The 16781-nt window shown below is 48.2% G+C and carries 14 protein-coding genes; 12 read left to right on the top strand and 2 right to left on the bottom strand.

Annotated elements, in window-relative coordinates; genetic code table 11:
• Window positions 1–106 precede the first annotated feature (106 nt).
• The 4 genes from LMJ53_RS04940 (at window position 107) to katG (ending at window position 6144) form a co-directional block, all read left to right on the top strand.
• Window positions 107–583 (top strand): NYN domain-containing protein, encoded by a 477-nt coding sequence (locus LMJ53_RS04940; RefSeq protein ID WP_226750779.1) that lies wholly within the window; start codon window positions 107–109, stop codon window positions 581–583.
• Window positions 584–698: 115 nt separating this feature from the next.
• Window positions 699–2039 (top strand): M16 family metallopeptidase, encoded by a 1341-nt coding sequence (locus LMJ53_RS04945; protein WP_226750780.1) that lies wholly within the window; start codon window positions 699–701, stop codon window positions 2037–2039.
• Window positions 2036–3496 (top strand): M16 family metallopeptidase, encoded by a 1461-nt coding sequence (locus LMJ53_RS04950; protein ID WP_229585071.1) that lies wholly within the window; start codon window positions 2036–2038, stop codon window positions 3494–3496. The genes LMJ53_RS04945 and LMJ53_RS04950 overlap by 4 nt, the downstream gene beginning before the upstream one ends.
• A gap of 377 nt (window positions 3497–3873) precedes the next feature.
• Window positions 3874–6144 (top strand): catalase/peroxidase HPI, encoded by a 2271-nt coding sequence (katG, locus tag LMJ53_RS04955; protein ID WP_324295586.1) that lies wholly within the window; start codon window positions 3874–3876, stop codon window positions 6142–6144.
• Window positions 6145–6288: 144 nt separating this feature from the next.
• Here the strand turns inward: katG and rnk are convergent, their stop codons facing one another.
• Together rnk and LMJ53_RS04965 are read right to left on the bottom strand one after the other, a co-directional pair.
• Window positions 6289–6693, bottom strand: coding sequence for a nucleoside diphosphate kinase regulator (gene rnk, locus LMJ53_RS04960; RefSeq protein WP_229585072.1), 405 nt, complete (start codon window positions 6691–6693; stop codon window positions 6289–6291).
• Window positions 6693–7100: a GreA/GreB family elongation factor gene (locus LMJ53_RS04965; protein WP_229585073.1), complete on the bottom strand. Its 408-nt coding sequence runs from the start codon at window positions 7098–7100 to the stop codon at window positions 6693–6695. Before LMJ53_RS04965 ends, rnk begins: the two co-directional genes overlap by 1 nt.
• Window positions 7101–7470: 370 nt before the next feature.
• Between LMJ53_RS04965 and LMJ53_RS04970 the strand changes: the two genes are divergently transcribed.
• From LMJ53_RS04970 to LMJ53_RS05005, 8 genes are all read left to right on the top strand, one after another.
• Complete coding sequence (locus tag LMJ53_RS04970) at window positions 7471–8589, top strand: carbohydrate porin (protein WP_229585074.1); 1119 nt, start codon at window positions 7471–7473, stop codon at window positions 8587–8589.
• Window positions 8590–8642: 53 nt separating this feature from the next.
• Window positions 8643–9557: an AEC family transporter gene (locus LMJ53_RS04975; protein ID WP_229585075.1), complete on the top strand. Its 915-nt coding sequence runs from the start codon at window positions 8643–8645 to the stop codon at window positions 9555–9557.
• Between the two features lie 51 nt (window positions 9558–9608).
• Entirely contained in the window at window positions 9609–9827 is a 219-nt protein-coding gene (locus tag LMJ53_RS04980) for a DUF4177 domain-containing protein (protein ID WP_229585076.1), read from the top strand.
• Entirely contained in the window at window positions 9828–10076 is a 249-nt protein-coding gene (yidD, locus tag LMJ53_RS04985; RefSeq protein ID WP_229585077.1) for a membrane protein insertion efficiency factor YidD, read from the top strand. It begins immediately after the preceding gene.
• Entirely contained in the window at window positions 10060–10464 is a 405-nt protein-coding gene (locus LMJ53_RS04990) for a TM2 domain-containing protein (RefSeq protein ID WP_229585078.1), read from the top strand. The genes yidD and LMJ53_RS04990 overlap by 17 nt, the downstream gene beginning before the upstream one ends.
• A 104-nt stretch (window positions 10465–10568) precedes the next feature.
• On the top strand, window positions 10569–11555 hold the full coding sequence (locus LMJ53_RS04995; RefSeq protein WP_229585079.1) for a Kelch repeat-containing protein: 987 nt from the start codon (window positions 10569–10571) through the stop codon (window positions 11553–11555).
• 75 nt (window positions 11556–11630) lie between these two features.
• The gene (locus LMJ53_RS05000; protein ID WP_229585080.1) at window positions 11631–13688 is read left to right on the top strand and encodes a bifunctional 2',3'-cyclic-nucleotide 2'-phosphodiesterase/3'-nucleotidase; all 2058 of its coding nucleotides are present in this window, start codon (window positions 11631–11633) and stop codon (window positions 13686–13688) included.
• 497 nt (window positions 13689–14185) lie between these two features.
• Complete coding sequence (locus LMJ53_RS05005; protein WP_229585081.1) at window positions 14186–16717, top strand: zinc-dependent metalloprotease; 2532 nt, start codon at window positions 14186–14188, stop codon at window positions 16715–16717.
• Window positions 16718–16781: the final 64 nt, after the last annotated feature.

The following is a 16781-nucleotide window of genomic DNA, read 5'->3' on the forward strand; positions in this document are numbered from 1 at the left end:
TTGTCTGCCTCAGTGTTATCGGCATTAGCCGCAGCGCGCCCTTAAAAAGCTTGCGCCACGCTACATTGCCAGTTAGCGTGGCTTTTTCTCTTTAACGAGTATTTCGATGAGCAGTGTGACCATTCTGGTCGATGTGCAAAACATCTACTACACCAGCCGAGAAGCCTATCAGCGCAACTTTGATTACAACGCTTTTTGGCGCCTGGCTACGGCTAATCGTACTGTAGTCAAAGCGATTGCCTATGCCATTGAACGTGGCGATGAAAAGCAGCGGCAATTTCAAAATATTCTGCGGGCTATCGGTTTTGAAGTGAAATTAAAGCCTTTTATACAACGCGCTGATGGCAGTGCAAAGGGCGATTGGGATGTCGGTATTACGCTAGATGCGATTGAATACGGTGCCAGTAGTGACACACTGATCTTACTCTCGGGCGATGGCGATTTTGCACTGTTAGCACAGCGGCTAATTGACAAATATCACACCGAAGTCGAAGTGTATGGCGTGCCAAGCCTCACCGCGCAAGCCTTAGTGAATGCAGCGAGCCGGTTTATCCCGATCAGCGACGATTTGTTATTAAAATAATCAGTAATGTAAACCATAAGCGCGGTGTTAAGGCTGAGCCTTGCTTTACAGCCTATGCCAGCAAGTATATCGTGTTGCACTCATTTACCGCACAGGTAATCGTTAAGGAGCTGTTATGACATTTTTTTCCACCGCCAGACGCTGGGCGTGTTGGCTGGGGCTGGCGAGCATTACCGCCTTGCCGGCACTGGCGAATACCGCGGGGCAAGTTCAGCAATTTACCCTTGAAAACGGTATGCAAATTTTAGTGTTAGAAGATCACTCGATCCCGAATGCTAATATGTATTTATTTTGGAAAGTTGGCTCACGCAACGAAGCGCCCGGCATTACCGGCATTTCACATTTTTTTGAGCACATGATGTTTAACGGTTCAAAAAAATACGGCCCGAAAATGTTTGACCAGGTGATGGAAGCGGCAGGTGGTGCGAATAACGCCTACACCACGGAAAATTTAACCGTGTATACCAACTGGTTTCCGAACACCGCACTGGAAACGATCTTTGATTTAGAAGCGGATCGCATTGCCGATTTAGATATTGATCCAGACATGGTAGCCAGTGAAACCGGCGTGGTGATCTCCGAGCGCAGCACCGGCTTGGAAAACTCCAATTACCGTACCTTAAGCGAAGCATTGAAAGGCGTGGCCTTTCAAGCACATCCTTATAGTTGGTCGGTAATCGGGCATGAGTCAGATATTCAATCCTGGGACATCAAGGATCTAGAGCAGTATCATAAAACTTATTATGCACCGAATAACGCGGTAGTGGTGATTGCCGGTGCCGTGACCCTTGCGGAAGTAAAACGCTTAGCCGAGCAATATTTTGCGCCGATCCCCGCGCAACCGGCACCGCGCGCGGTAAAAACCGTTGAGCCAGAGCAAACGGGTGAGCGCAGGGTGTTTGTAACTAAAGCCTCCGCCACCTCTGCCAATATTATGCTGGGCTATCATGTTCCTGCGACCTCCGATGCCGATTACTATGCGTTAGAGCTACTTAGCACCATTCTAAGCAGCGGCAATAGCTCGCGTTTGCATCAAGCCCTGGTTGAGCAACAACTTGCCACCAACGTGTTCACCAATGTGCCGTTATCGTTTGATCCCAATTTATTTTATATCTATGCCGTGGCTCGCCCCGGGGTTGCGGCAAGCACCTTAGAACAAGCGTTATTGCAGGCGCTAAGCGCGTTGGCCCAAAACGGCGTAACCGCGAATGAGCTCGAAAAAGCTAAAAATATTCAGCTGATGAATTTTTATCGCGAGATGCAAACCATTAATGGTAAAGCCGATAACATTGGTACTTACCAATTGTATTTTGGTGATTACCGCAAGTTATATCAAACAGCCGAGCTGTTTAATCAAGTGAGTGCCGCCGATATTCAACGGGTGGCCGCACGCTATTTAACTCGGGCAAACCGTACCGTTGGCATTTTGGCCGCTAACGAGGAGACCGATCAATGAAACACTTTATCAAGAATAAGCTAGCGGTAGGTCTTGTGCTGGCCACCAGCCTTGTGCTCAGTGGTTGTAGCCTGACTGCACCTGCAGTACCCGTCCCTGCGTCAAATGCTAGCGATAACGCACCGTCGGTATCGGCATTTAAGTTACCGGATTATCAGCAAATGGTGCTGCCCAATGGCTTAACGCTGTATTTAATGCCGCAACATGAAGTGCCTTTATTAAGCGTGCAAGCGGTCATTAGCGCCGGTGCCGTGCTGGATCAGCGCGGTGGCGAAGCCTTTTTAACCGCACAAAGCCTGTTGTTAGGTGCTGGCGATAAAAACAAGCAACAGCTAGAGCAAGCCACTGATTTTATTGGTGCCAGTTTAAATAGCGTGGCCGGTAAAGAAGCCAGCTACCTCAGCATGAACTTTATGCAAAAAGATACCGACAGTATGCTGGATATTTTAGCGGCGGTGCTAAGGCAACCGACGTTTGATACGACAGAATTTAGCAAATTACATGCGCGGTTAGTGGCACAACAGCAACAAGCCAAAGAAAGCCCGAGAAATGTTATTGGCAGTTATTTTGATGCACTGCTATATGGCAGCCATCCTTACGCCAAAGCCAGAAGCGGCAGTGAGCAATCATTAGCTTCACTGGATTTAAAAGCGGTTACTGAGTTTTATCAGCGTTATTATCAACCCGATAATATTGCCATTGTGGTCAGCGGTGATTTTCAAGTGAGCGAACTGACAGCACAACTGACAGCGCGTTTTGCTGACTGGCAAGGCCAAAGTGCAGCAAAACCCTCATTAGCTGAGGTCAGTAAGCCCAGCCAAGCGCGGGTGTTGTTAGTCGATAAAGCCGATGCGACTGAGACCACATTGATGTTCGGTGGTGTCGGGGTAAGTCAAAACAACCCTGATTTTGTTGGCTTAGAAGTGGTCAATACCATTTTAGGTGGCCGTTTTACCTCATGGTTAAATGATGAGCTGCGCGTTAACAGCGGGCTGACCTATGGCGCGCGTTCAGGTTTTAGTGCGTTAAGCCGCGGTGGTGCTTTTCAGATCAGTACCTTTACCCGCAGCGAAACCAGTCAACAAACCATTGAATTGGCGCTGAAAACCTACAGTAAACTGTGGCAGCAGGGCATCGACCAGGCAACCTTAGACTCGGCTAAAGCTTATGTGAAAGGCCAGTTTCCACCAGATTATGAAACGAATAGCCAGTTAGCGAATTTACTCGGTAATATGCATTTGTATCAGCTAGATAAAGGCTACATTAACGACTTTGAACAAAAAGTGGATAGCCTGACCTTAGCCGACACACAGCGGCTAATTCAGCAATATTTCCCGCAGCAACAGTTGCAGTTTGTATTAGTGGGTAAGGCAGATGAGCTAGCATCTTTTGCGCAAACGCTGGGCGAAGTGACTCGGGTATCAATTCAAGCGGATGGTTTTACCGCCAGTCGTTAATCAATCGACCTTGCTTGTTGGGCTAATCTTTTTGGCTTAACGTACTGAAAAATCGCTGGTCAGCTTAAGCTACCAGCGATTTTTTAAGGTCCTCAAACTGTTTACATCAGCTACATCGATGCATAACGGCCATTTGCCCATCGCATTCTGCTTTCATCATATTTGTCGATTAAGGCAATCGTTTTAATTCACTCTAATCTATTAGCCAATTGCTATACTCTTTTAGTGCGTTGTTATCCAAGCCAAGACTGCAAAGCCAAACAGACATGCCGGCATGGGTAAACCAACTTGTAGCTCACACGACTGCGCTGCAATCTTTAGAGTGAAATACCGTTTTTACTACAGGTGTAGAAACGTAAACGCAAAGGAACCTTATAATGAAAAAACAATGTTTTAATAAAACCGCTGTGGCGATAGCCATGAGTATGTTGCTGTTGTCTGGCAGTGCCTTAAGTGACAATCATGGTAAAGCCGAAATGACCAAGCCCAAAGGTGCAGTGGGCACAGGCATGGCTAAAGAAGGCCAAGCGAGAAGTAATCAATTCTGGTGGCCGGATCAGCTGGATCTGTCTGCACTACGCGATCATGATGCGCGTTCAAATCCCTACGGCGCCAACTTTAGTTACGCCGATGCTTTTAACAAACTGGATCTGGATAAAGTTAAACAAGATATCGATAAATTACTGACCACTTCTCAAGATTGGTGGCCTGCCGACTTCGGCAACTATGGCCCGTTTTTTATTCGGATGACCTGGCACAGCGCGGGTACTTATCGCACCCTTGATGGCCGTGGTGGCGCCGGTGGTGGTCAGCAACGCTTTGATCCGCTAAATAGCTGGCCTGATAATGGCAATTTGGACAAAGCTCGTCGTTTGTTATGGCCAATTAAACAAAAATACGGTGAGTCGTTATCGTGGTCTGATTTAATGGTGCTAGCAGGTAACGTTGCGCTGGAAAATATGGGTTTTAAAACCTACGGCTTTGCTGGTGGCCGAGCGGACGACTGGGAACCGGATATGGTGTATTGGGGGCCAGAAGTCGAAATGTTAGCCAGTGATCGTGAAGATCGCGATGGCAAGTTACAACGGCCGTTAGGTGCCACCCACATGGGCTTAATTTATGTCAATCCAGAAGGGCCAAAAGGCGTGCCGGATCCTATGGGCTCAGCGAAAAACATTCGGGTCGCGTTTGAACGCATGGCCATGAATGACGAAGAAACCTTGGCATTGATTGCCGGCGGTCACACTTTTGGTAAGATGCACGGTGCGCATAAACCGGCAGATTGTGTGGGCGCAGAGCCTGCAGCTGCCGATATTGAAGAGCAAGGTTTAGGCTGGAAAAACAAATGCGGTAAAGGTCACTCTGAAGATACCGTCACCAGTGGTTTAGAAGGCGCCTGGACACAAGCACCAACGCGTTGGACTTCGCTATATTTAAGCAATTTACTGAATTTCGAGTGGAAACAAACACGTAGCCCAGCCGGTGCTATTCAATGGATCCCTACTGATGAGTCATTACATACCGTAGTACCGGATGCGCATATTAAAGGTAAATTTAACCCGCCCGTGATGACCACCGCCGATATGGCGTTAAAAGTGGATCCGGAATATCGCAAAATTGCGGAGCGCTTTTTAGCTGATCCTGAAGAGTATCGTTTAGCTTTTGCTAAGGCTTGGTACAAGTTAACGCACCGCGATATGGGACCACCACGTAACTTCTTGGGCAAAGACGTGCCGCAAGATATTTTGGTGTGGCAAGATCCGATTGATGAAAAAACTAAATCGACCATTGATGCCAAAGCCGTTAAAGATCTTAAAGCCAAGATTTTAGAAACGGGTTTAAGCGTGCCTGAGTTAGTGCGCGTGGCTTGGGCTTCTGCAGCCAGTTACCGTCAATCTGATATGCGGGGCGGCGCAAATGGTGCGCGTATTGCGTTAGCACCGCAAAAAGACTGGGCGGTGAATAACCCAGCTGAAACCGCCAAGGTGTTAGCGGCGTTAACCGAAGTGCAAAAAACCTTTAATGCGCGCTCTAATAGACGCCAAGTGTCGTTAGCGGATTTAATCGTGTTAGGCGGTGCTGCGGCGATTGAAAAAGCCGCAAAAGATGCCGGTTATACTGTTAATGTGCCTTTTACACCGGGTCGTGGCGATGCCACCCAGGCACAAACCGACGTCAATTCGTTTAGCTTGTTAGAGTTAACGGCAGATGGTTTTAGAAACTACTTTGACAGCAAAAACAGCTACCGCTCACCAACGGAAATGTTAGTGGATAAAGCCGATCAGTTAGATCTGAGCGTACCGGAAATGACGGTGCTAGTAGGCGGCTTACGGGCACTCGATGCTAACCACAGTGGCAGTAAACACGGTGTGTTAACCACTAAACCTGGCACATTAAATAACGACTTCTTTGTTAACTTGTTAGACATGTCCACCGTGTGGAAAAAGTCGGCTACCGATGGCGTTTACGAAGGCTTTGATCGCAAATCAGGCGCACAAAAATGGACGGCAACGTCAGTGGATCTGATTTTTGGATCAAATTCAGAGCTGCGTGCGGTGGCCGAGGTTTATGCCTTTGATACCTCTAAGCAGAAATTCGTTAACGATTTCGTGGCGGCGTGGAGCAAAGTTATGGAGTTGGATCGCTAAGTCAGCGAAGCCATTTTGCTAAGTCGTCATACAACAAAGCCCTGTGGTTAACAACACAGGGCTTTTTATTGTGGCAGTGCCGCAACAGCATCAGCGCAAAATGAACACACAATACGCAGCAAGCAGCGTCAATGGCCTGCTATGTTAGCGATGAAAAGCACCAGCCCGCTCAGGCTGATAAATAATCTCTTCAATGGTAATCGTTGACATATTGCCGCCAGGCAATGGCCAATTAATCACATCACCGATAGACAATCCCAGCAAAGCACTGCCAACAGGCGCTAACATGGAGATCTGCTGACCGCTTTGATCTAAATCCTTCGGGTATACCAGCGTCAGTGTACTGGTTTTACCTTCAGCAAAGCGAAAGCGTACTGTTGAGTTCATACTGACCACATGAGGGGGCAGTTGTTCTGGTGCAACGAGTGTGGAACGCTCGATTTCTTGGCGCAAGGTCTCGGTCGCCATGCTCGTTGTTTTTTGCGCTCTTAGTAGGGCATCTAATCGATCATAATCCGTTGTGGATAACATAATGTCAGGGGTGTGCATTATAGGCTCCTTATTTTGCCATGTTGAACATGCAGTATGGTGAGTACTCGAAAATGTAATGGGTGACACAACAGCGATAAGTGAATGTCGGTATTAACCGTCTTGCCCAGCATGGCGCTGCCCAGCGGCGACAGTAATGAGATGCTGCCCGAACGGTAACAAGCGTGTGCCGGTGCCACTAACTTTAACCAACCCCTTAAGCCGGTTTGGCCATTTTCTAATTCCACGGTGCTGCCTTGGCGGATCACCGTGTTGATATTCAGCTTAGGTTGGGTTTGGCTGTCGGCTAAAAAATGCAACGTATTTGCAAGCTGCTGTGCCGAAATAGGCAAAAATTCATGGCAAGCCAGCAATGCAACCCAGCGACTAACAAAAGTGTTTGCGGGGTCGGGATAACAGAAATGCATAACAACTCCAGTACAGAGCAGTAAAAATCTAGTTAATAATAAGGTATTAAGAAATCAATATGGGATGTCTAGCCGATTTTGCGCAGGGCAAAACCGGCCTAAGAATGGAAGGCGATAACGTTATGTGTGTGGCAGTGCGCGTTTGCTGTGCCAGTGCGGATTAAATGAATAGCATGCATGCAAACACCATAGTGTAAGCCTATCAAAAAGGCAAGTCGTACGGCACTGAAGCGTGCGGTGTAAAATAAGGCGGTGATAAAAGCGAGCTCAGCTTAATGCTGCTTGTGAATATGCCGTGTGCGCTTTATGATCCGCTTGTTTTCTTGCTGTGTACATTTACCATTTATCAATACTTGCAAATGAGCCCTTCATGACTAAAACCCGCTCTATGGTCACCCTTATTAGCGCCTTTATTGCTTTAACTCCGCTCATCACACAGGCGAGTAGCTGGGATTTTTCTGGCGGTGTCGTGCTGACACATCAACAAACCGATGAGCAACAGGTAGCAAATGAAACTGCGGCTTCAGCGGATTTACTGCTAACAAAACAGCAGCTCAGTGGCAGTTGGATCATACATCTAGAAGCGTCCTCTAGCCCAAATACGGCAGGGATAAGTCGTGCATTACCGGAAGCGAATAACGATGTAGGCTCTGCGCTTGATAAAAATGATAATGGGCGGCTTCAACTGTCGGAATTGTATTACCAACATCAATTTAATGATCAGCAGAGCTTAAGTGCCGGCTTAATCGATATCTCTGGGATCTTTGAGCAAAGTCGGATTGCCAGCGATGAAGCCACACAGTTTCTAGGGCGGTATTTTAGCGCTAATCCTGTGATTGCCTTTCCAGATTACAGTTTAGGGGTGGTGTATGAGCAACAAGTCAGCTCCGCCATCAAGTGGAGGACAGCGTTGGCCAGCTCTAATGGGCTTGCCGACAACGATGGTCGTTCTTATGCGCAGTTATTTTCTGTCGATGAGCAAGATAAAGGCCTCTTTGCCATTAGTTCTATTTCTTGGAAACAACAAGCTTACCTGTTTCGTTTAGGAGCTTGGGCTAACACGGCCGCGCAAGCTCGGCTCGATGATCCCAATAAAGATCAAGCTAATTACGGCTTATATATGCTAGCCGGTTATGAAGTTGGGCAACATGCATGGAATCTGCGTTTAGGTGCGGCTAATTCTCATGTAAGTGCCGCCGCTGCGTTTACGAGTTTAAGTTATCAGTATAGACAAGGTGCTTATATACTTGGTTTGGGCATGGCAAGAGCTTATGCCTCATCTCAACAGCCAGAGTTTACGGCTAAGGTGATCCCGCCACGGCAAGATACCCAGCAGTACGAAGCTTATCTGCGCTATGCAATAACGCCAGATCTATTAATCACGGGTGTTGTGCAAGCCATTGTGAACAGTGATTTTACAGCTGCAGAGGATCAGTCTAATCGTGTTAGCCAAGTCTATGGCGCGCGTTTAACATGGTTATTTGGTTAAGTGTAGATAATTGCTTACTTTCATAATGTGTCAGCAGGTTCTGGAGTGGTCGCATGCCGCCTTTTTATCTTACGCTGTTACCTGATTTACTGTTATTACTCGGCAGCATGGGCTTGCGTCGTGCTTTACCCAGTGCAACCTGGCAAGGTATTGATACCCTTAACTATTATCTGCTATTTCCGGCTTTAATTTTTGTTAGTACCTTACGCAGTGCACCCGCTTGGACTGATTTAGCGATCATGGGGACGGGGGTGTGGTCGGTTATTTTATTGGCTTGTGCCTTAGGGGCTATGGTGCGCCGTTGGGGGCCTGCGCGTTTTCTTGATTTTGCGGGGATGTGGCAAACCGCTTGGCGTTTTAATACCGCGGTAGCGCTCGCGGTGGTGCAGGTGTTTCCGCCAGACTATCGCGGTTTGATGTCGATTGCGGTCGGGTTAGCAGTCCCCTTAGCCAATATCTTAGCCGTATCGGCGTTATCACGCGGCCAGCAGTTAACGAAACGGCATATACTTCGCCAGTTAGTTACCAATCCTTTTTTAATTGCCAGCCTCGCGGGTATCAGCTTTTCGTTATGGAATGTCCGTTTACCTGAACCGTTATGGCTTGCGTTAAGCAAGCTGGCGCAGGCGGCGATCCCACTGGCCTTGTTATCGATTGGTGCGGCAATCAACTGGCGGGCTTTGGCACAAATTACCCGTATTCAGTTAGCACTAAACAGCATTAAGCTACTGATTTTACCTGCTGTTATGTTGCTGGCTAGCCAATACTTAGGTTTAGCGGCAGCGCCAAGCGCCGTGCTGGTGTTATTTGCTGCTTTACCAACGGCCGCGGCTGCGCATGTGTTGGCCTCGGTATTTGGTGCTGATCGGCAAAGTGTGGCGACCTTAATTGCACAATCGACCGTTTTGGGTTGTTTGACCTTGCCGCTGTGGTTGCTTCTGATTCAACAGCTGATACTATCGTCCTAATTAGCAGCAATGCGGATAACCGCTTTTAATCTACTTATCAAGGAACTCGTCATGGCAACAGCATATCGGGAATACAAAGTTTTACATATAGCCGAGGGCGGCTGTGGCACCATCTTTTTGGGCGCATCGGGTTTACCTTTAAAAAAAGTAGAAGCCGAGTTAAACGCGCAGGCGGCACAAGGTTGGCAGGTAGTTTTTCAAGTGATTGAGCAAAAACGTTTTTGGCTGTTTTGGAGCCGTGAAGCGATGATCGTTACTTTAGGGCGTTAAATGCTCAAGCCGTTGCTGTTAAAACTCATCGCCTATTATCGGCGAACCGGCGGTGGTCAGCGCTGGTTTGCGGTTGACTGCAATTTCGAACCCACCTGTTCTGCTTATACCTATATTGCAATTGAGCGCTATGGCGTGCGCCGTGGTGTATCATTGGGTTGGCAACGGATCCGCCGTTGTAGCCAACATGATAGTTTTTGTAAATGTATCGAGCCGGTACCGGAGACTTTTGATGCTAAAGCAAACTGAGGTGGATGCTCAGGAAGAGGCGCTACGCTTGCGCGCAGCGGCCTTGCCCGATGCTCAGCGGCAAGCCTTTTATCAAATAGTAAAAGACCAACTGAAAGATCCTGATACCTACGCTGCCCTGAACTGGTTTTTTGTAGCGGGTTTACATCACTTCTATCTGCGGCAATGGCTGCATGGTCTGCTGAATATCTTAAGCTTTACACTGGGTGTCGCGTTATTGTTTACCAGTGTTTGGTTGACCGGTATCGTGCTGATCCTGTTAGTGAGCGTATACGAGTTTTATCAGTTGTTCCGTGCCCAAATTATTGTGCAGGATTGGAATAATCAATTAATGAACCGATTACTGGATAGTGGTGATTATCTTAAGCAACAAGCTGACCACCTTTAACTAAACCGCCATTTACTGATACCAAGCCAGTGTACTGTGTGAGCTAACACACCACGGCTTGGTATGAACCCACTTACTGTTTTAATTGCTGCTGGAGTTACCTTATGCGCATTGTCATATTATTTTTGTTGCTCTGTTCCTGCAATAGCGTTGCCACGACGCAGTGGCAACGTTTAGCTGATATGCCGCTTGCGGTGCAGGAAATTTATCCTGCAGCACATAACGGCAAAATCTACGTTGCCGGGGGGCTCAGTGATAGCCTGGATATGAGCGTGCAGCAAATGACCGCACTGGTGCAAGTGTACGATCCTGCCACCGATAGCTGGTCATTAGCAGCAGAGTTACCTGCACCGCGGCATCATGCTTATTTGGTGTCGGTACAACAGCAGTTATTCCTGTTCGGTGGTTTTGTCGAGGCGAATGATGGCCGCTGGAGCGCCAGTGCAGATATTTTGCGTTTAGATGAAGCGGCTCAGCGTTGGCAAAAAGTAGGCCAACTGCCAAAGCCGTTAACCGAAACCACTGCGGTGGTGCTTGGCAATAAAGTGCATTTCGCTTCAGGTCGTTCACCGATTGCTCTAGAAAATGCGAAGTGGCGCGATCAAGCTGATGTTAACTGGCACTGGATCTTTGACCCTGCCACTTTAAGCGTGCAAGCGGCACCGGCACTTTCACAGGCGTTTAATAGCGCTGCTGCCGTTAATTTGGCTGAACAATTTTATGTCGTTGGTGGTCGGCAAGTAGGGGGCAGTAATTTAGCGCTGATGCAACGTTTTGATGCACCAAGCGGTAAATGGCAAACGTTAGCCCCGTTACCCCAGGCGCAAGGCGGCCTAGCAGCAGCTGTGATTGATCAGCAAATATGGGTATTTGGCGGTGAGTACTTTACGGACGGCGGCGGTGTTTATAGTGAAGCCTGGGCTTATCAGCCCGAAAGTAATACTTGGCAAGCACTGCCTGCCATGCCGATACCACGGCATGGTTTAGGTGCAGTAACCTTAGATAACGTGATTTACGTGATCGGCGGCGCCACCACAGTAGGTTTAAAAGATACCTCAGCGGTGCTTGAACGCGTTCGGGTTGTAAAGTAATTATTGAATCAGCTAATGCGCGAGTCTCGTTTTGCATACTGGCGCACTTTTGTGAGAATTTAGGAACACCTTTTTATGCCACAACCTCGCAGTTCTATGCTTTTGGTAACGCTTTTAATGGGTTTAATCGCGTGTACGCCACCGGCCAAAGAGCAACCCACACAAGTTAAATTACGCATTTTAGAAACGGCCGATTTACATGCCAACATGCTGGATTTTAATTATTACAGCGGTCAAACCGATCCAAGTTTGGGCTTGGCGCGCACCGCCAGTTTAATTAAAGCGGCCAGGGCCGAAGTACAAAACAGCGTGTTGGTGGATAATGGCGATTTAATTCAAGGTAGCCCATTAGGTGATTATATTGCGCAGCGCGGCTTAGCAGAGGGTGAGATCCACCCGATCATGCTGGCGCTAAATACGTTGGATTATGATGTTGCTACCCTGGGCAATCACGAGTTTAACTTTGGCTTACCGTTTTTATATCAAACGCTAGCGGGGGCTAATTTTCCGTATACCAGTGCCAATATTTATTGCGCGACAACGCAGTGCCGCCCGGGTGTCGGGCAGGGCGATCATTTATATCCACCTTACATTTTGCAGCAAAAACAACTTATTGATACTCAAGGACAACCGCAGCAAATCACTATTGGCTATATTGGCTTTGTGCCGCCGCAAATCATGTCATGGGATAAACAACATTTACATGGCCAGCTGCGGGTAGACAGTATTATTGACACCGCAAAGCGCTTGGTGCCCGAAATGCAAGCGGCCGGTGCCGATGTGATTATTGCGATTGCTCATTCGGGTTTAGGTCATACGGGCGCAGAAGTTGATCCGATGGCTGAGAATATGGTGTATGCCTTAACACAGGTACCCGGTATTGCGACGGTGTTGTTTGGCCACAGCCATGCGGTGTTTCCCGCGGCGCAATTTCAGCATCTACCTAGCGCGGATATCTCGCAAGGCTTACTGAACGGTATTCCGGCTGTGATGCCAGGGCGCTGGGGGGATCATTTAGGTCTGGTCGATTTGACCTTGCAGCAAAACGCCGGTAAGTGGCAAGTGATCTCTGCTCAGGCGCAAACTTTAGCGGTGTTTGACAATGCCACCCAGCAGCCGAATGTGGAAGCTGATGCTGCTATTGTTGCCGCTGTTGCTGAGGCGCATCAAGGCACTATGGCCTTTATGCAGCGCAGTATTGGTATGGCCTCTGCCGATATGTACAGCTTTTTAGCACAAATTCAGGATGATCCCACCGTGCAATTGGTTGCCGATGCACAACGAGCGCGAGTGGCCGAGCTATTGCCGCCGGAATTGCAAGATATCCCGCTCTTGTCAGCTGCCGCGCCGTTTAAAGCCGGTGGTAAGCTGGCAAGCAGCAACGATGCCGAGCAATATATTCAAGTCAGCCAAGGGCCGTTAAGTTTTCGTAATGCTGCCGATTTGTATTTGTATCCGAATACTGTTGTCGCAGTAAAGTTAAACGGGGCTGAGCTCAAAGATTGGCTGGAGTGTTCTGCAAACCAGTTTTTACAAATTGATCTGACGTCAACGGCGCCACAAACACTGATTAACTTGGCGCATTCATCCTATAATTTTGATGTGATTGATGGCATCCATTACCAAATTGATGTTAGCCAACCGAGCAAATTTAATCAGCGCTGTGAATTAGTGAATGCATCTGCAAACCGCATTGTCGATTTACGTTATACCGATGCCAATGGCAAAGTGTATCGGGATGCCGAGTTTGCGGCCAAAAGCTTTATCGTCGCCACCAACAACTATCGGGCTTATACCGGCATGTTTGCGGGTACCGGCAGTGATAAGGTGGTGCTGGAATTACCCGACACCAATCGTGAAGCCCTGGTGGCCTATATTGAGCAGCAATCGCAGTATGATGCTGCCAGTGATCGTTATCTTAGTGCGGTGGATCCGCAAGCGGATCATAATTGGCGCTTGTTGCCACTGACAAGCGCGGTGCAATTAGATTTGCGCTTTAAAACCCGTGATTCAGTAGCCGCGCAGCAGTTCATTCAGGCGAATCAGTATTGGCCAATGACGAAGCTGGCGAGCGACAATGTTGGCTTTGCGGAGTATCGGCTAGATTTGCAAGTGGCAGCGCCGGCTAATTAGACCTCGCTAGAGGTTGTGTAGAGTTTAGAACGCTGTTGGCTAGCGTTTTCGTAACAGCAGCAGGGAGGCTGCGCAGGCTGAAAGGGCACAGGGAGGTGATGTGCTGCTTTAAGCGAACAACAGGCATTCTTACCCCGAAGCTAGCTTATAGCCAATCGGCTACCAGTGCTCCGTTCAACTTTGCCAGAACGCGCCGTGAACCCTTCCCTGGGGGCTCCTGTTTTTCATCCATGAAAAACACGGTTCTGGACAAAGTGAACTTCGCACTTAACGCCTCGTTTTGTTGTAAAGACCAGCCTGCCATTAACCCGTATCACCTTGTTAACAAGCTACGCACAAAACAGAGCCGTTAGCGGCATTTGAGCCATTTATCGTATTAGTGCGTATGTCAGTCTGATCAATCTTGACTGAACGCATGGCTACGGCCAGTTTACACAGGTTGTTACTTTTGCAACCTGGTCATGAATACATTAACTAAAAAGATAAGAGACTACTTAATGAATAAATCCATTCTCTCGCTTGCGGTATCGCTGGCCTTATTGGCCGCGCCGATTGCCGCCCAAGATGCCAAGCCTGCTGCTGCCGAAAAAAAAGAACAAACCTATAGCAGCATGATTGCCAACAAAACCGCGATAAACGGTTTATTTACGCTGTATGTTGATGAAAAAACCGGTGAGCATTTAATGATGATCACGGAAGCGCAACTCGACAAACCTTTTTTATATTTCGCGAAAACGTTAGATGGCGTGACCGATGCAGGGCACTTCCGTGGCTCGTATCGGGGTACTAAGCTGATTGAATTTCGTCGTTACTTTGATCGCATTGATGTGATCAGCAAAACACCACGCTTTTACTTTGATCCTAACAGTGCCTTAGCGCGCGCGGCGGATGCCAATATTAGTGAAGCCGTATTAGCTACGCTGAAAATTGAAAAGCAACAGCAAGATAAGTTTTTAGTCAAAGCCGACAAGCTGTTTTTAAGCGAAGACTTAACCAAAGTGTCGCCGTGGGCTAACCCGAACGATCCCAACGCCAAAAAACGTTTCAGCCTAGGCAAATTAGACGATAAAAAATCACGTATCGTGCAGCATCGTCCTTACCCAAATAACCTTGATGTCGTCGTAGATTATGTGTTTGCCGACGGCAACCCGGGCGTTCGTGGCAGCAATGCCTTAAGCGATCCGCGCTCTGTTTCTATCAAGTTCCAACATTCTTTTATTGCCTTACCTGAGAATAACTTTGTGCCGCGTTATGACGACGCGCGCATTGGTTATTTCACCACCCAAGCAGACAATATGACGTCAGAAGATTGGGCGCCGTTTCGGGATGTGATCCATCGTTGGGATCTGCAGAAAAAAGATCCGTCAGCGGCGGTATCTGAGCCTGTTAAACCGATCGTTTGGTGGATTGAGAACACCACACCTGTAGAGTGGCGCGACACCGTCAGAGACGGTGTATTAGCATGGAACAGTGCTTTTGAAAAAGCCGGGATTAAAAACGCCATTGAAGTGCGTATACAACCGGATGATGCCGATTGGGATGCGGGTGATATTAACTACAACGTATTACGTTGGACCTCGTCACCACAGCCACCTTTTGGCGGTTATGGCCCGTCGTTAGCTAACCCGTTAACGGGCGAGATCTTAGGCGCCGACATCATGCTTGAATACGTGTTTATGAAGAACCGTTGGATCTTCGACAAGCTGTTTACCGAAGGTCGTGCTAGTGAGCTAAGTGCTAATGACGCACACGAGCATAGCGATGGCTTATTTTGCTCTGCTGGTCATCAATTACAAGAAGGTTTTGTTATGGCGGCCAGTTTAGGCAATGGTTTAGACATTGACCAAAACGACATTATGCGCCAAGGCCTAATGGAGTTAATTTTGCACGAAGTAGGCCATACACTGGGGTTAAACCACAACATGCGCGCTTCTAACTTGTGGAATGCCAAAGAAGTGCATGACAAGAGCAAAACCCAAGGTATTTTAACCGGCTCGGTGATGGACTACACGCCAATCAATGTTGCGCCCATTGGTATGGCACAAGGCGACTTCTTCCAAGTAAAACCCGGCCCTTATGATGATTGGGCCATTGAGTTTGGCTACAGCGCCGCGTTAAGTGATCCTGCAGCAGAGCAAGCGCGTTTAGATAAAATTTTAGCGCGCTCGGTAGAGCCTGCCTTAGCCTTTGGTAACGATGCGGATGATATGCGCACGCCAGGGCGACACATTGATCCACGCGTAATGATTGGCGATATGTCATCGCAGCCGGTGGTATACGCCGCTGATCGCATGGCGCTGATTGAAAAACTGATGTCAGAACTGACTGATACGGCAGTAGAAGACGGTGAGTCTTACCAGCGTTTACTCACTTCAGCGAACATGCTGTTTGGCCAATACCGCAGCCAAGCCGGTGTGGTGTCGCGGCAAATTGGTGGGGTTTATGTTGAGCGTAATGTCGCAGGTGCCCCTACCGACAAGCAGCCTTTAACACCAGTGCCATTAGCGCAGCAACAAGCGGCCATGAAGTTACTGAGCGAAAAAGTGTTTGCGCCGGATGTATTAGCGGTAATGCAGCCGTTATACAGCCAGTTATTACAGCAACGTCGGGGCTTCACGCACAGCGGTCGTAACTTAGATCCTAAAGCGCATGAGATGATCTTAGGCATGCAAAAATCGGTGCTGGATCACATCCTGCACAAAGCCGTGTTACAGCGTATTTCTGACTCAGCACTTTATGGTAATGAATACAGCTTAACGCGCTTTATGAAAGATCTGACCGACAGCATCTTCGTTGACCCACGTAAAGCCACTTCGGTAAGTCATAACCTGCAAGTGGAATATGTGAAACGGCTGATTGCCGCTGCCGGTTTAGAAAAACCAAGCGACTATGACAATCTGGCGAAAGCGGCCGCCTTGTTGCAGTTGAATAACATTCAGGCCAGCAAGTTACCGCGCAGCGCGGATGATGCCGCAAAAGCACAAAAAGCCTTAATCGATCTGATGATCAGCAAGGCGCTGCAAAGCTAAGTGAACCGTTAACGAAAGCAAACACGGCCTAACCCTGATGTGGGTTAGGCCGTTTCATGCGTTA

This window comes from Rheinheimera sp. UJ51 (assembly GCF_020819615.1).
In the GTDB taxonomy this organism is placed as follows: Bacteria; Pseudomonadota; Gammaproteobacteria; order Enterobacterales; family Alteromonadaceae; genus Alishewanella; species Alishewanella maricola.

Excerpts from the sequence above, each read along its gene's own strand:
- LMJ53_RS04975 (WP_229585075.1), top strand. The coding sequence starts at position 8,643 with ATGCCGCCTTTTTATCTTACGCTGTTACCTGATTTACTGTTATTACTC.
- LMJ53_RS04980 (WP_229585076.1), top strand. The coding sequence starts at position 9,609 with ATGGCAACAGCATATCGGGAATACAAAGTTTTACATATAGCCGAGGGC.
- LMJ53_RS04995 (WP_229585079.1), top strand. The coding sequence starts at position 10,569 with ATGCGCATTGTCATATTATTTTTGTTGCTCTGTTCCTGCAATAGCGTT.
- LMJ53_RS05005 (WP_229585081.1), top strand. The coding sequence starts at position 14,186 with ATGAATAAATCCATTCTCTCGCTTGCGGTATCGCTGGCCTTATTGGCC.
- LMJ53_RS04990 (WP_229585078.1), top strand. The coding sequence starts at position 10,060 with ATGCTAAAGCAAACTGAGGTGGATGCTCAGGAAGAGGCGCTACGCTTG.
- LMJ53_RS04945 (WP_226750780.1), top strand. The coding sequence starts at position 699 with ATGACATTTTTTTCCACCGCCAGACGCTGGGCGTGTTGGCTGGGGCTG.
- LMJ53_RS04965 (WP_229585073.1), bottom strand. The coding sequence starts at position 7,100 with ATGCATTTCTGTTATCCCGACCCCGCAAACACTTTTGTTAGTCGCTGG.
- LMJ53_RS04950 (WP_229585071.1), top strand. The coding sequence starts at position 2,036 with ATGAAACACTTTATCAAGAATAAGCTAGCGGTAGGTCTTGTGCTGGCC.
- yidD (WP_229585077.1), top strand. The coding sequence starts at position 9,828 with ATGCTCAAGCCGTTGCTGTTAAAACTCATCGCCTATTATCGGCGAACC.
- LMJ53_RS04970 (WP_229585074.1), top strand. The coding sequence starts at position 7,471 with ATGACTAAAACCCGCTCTATGGTCACCCTTATTAGCGCCTTTATTGCT.
- LMJ53_RS04940 (WP_226750779.1), top strand. The coding sequence starts at position 107 with ATGAGCAGTGTGACCATTCTGGTCGATGTGCAAAACATCTACTACACC.
- LMJ53_RS05000 (WP_229585080.1), top strand. The coding sequence starts at position 11,631 with ATGCCACAACCTCGCAGTTCTATGCTTTTGGTAACGCTTTTAATGGGT.
- katG (WP_324295586.1), top strand. The coding sequence starts at position 3,874 with ATGAAAAAACAATGTTTTAATAAAACCGCTGTGGCGATAGCCATGAGT.
- rnk (WP_229585072.1), bottom strand. The coding sequence starts at position 6,693 with ATGCACACCCCTGACATTATGTTATCCACAACGGATTATGATCGATTA.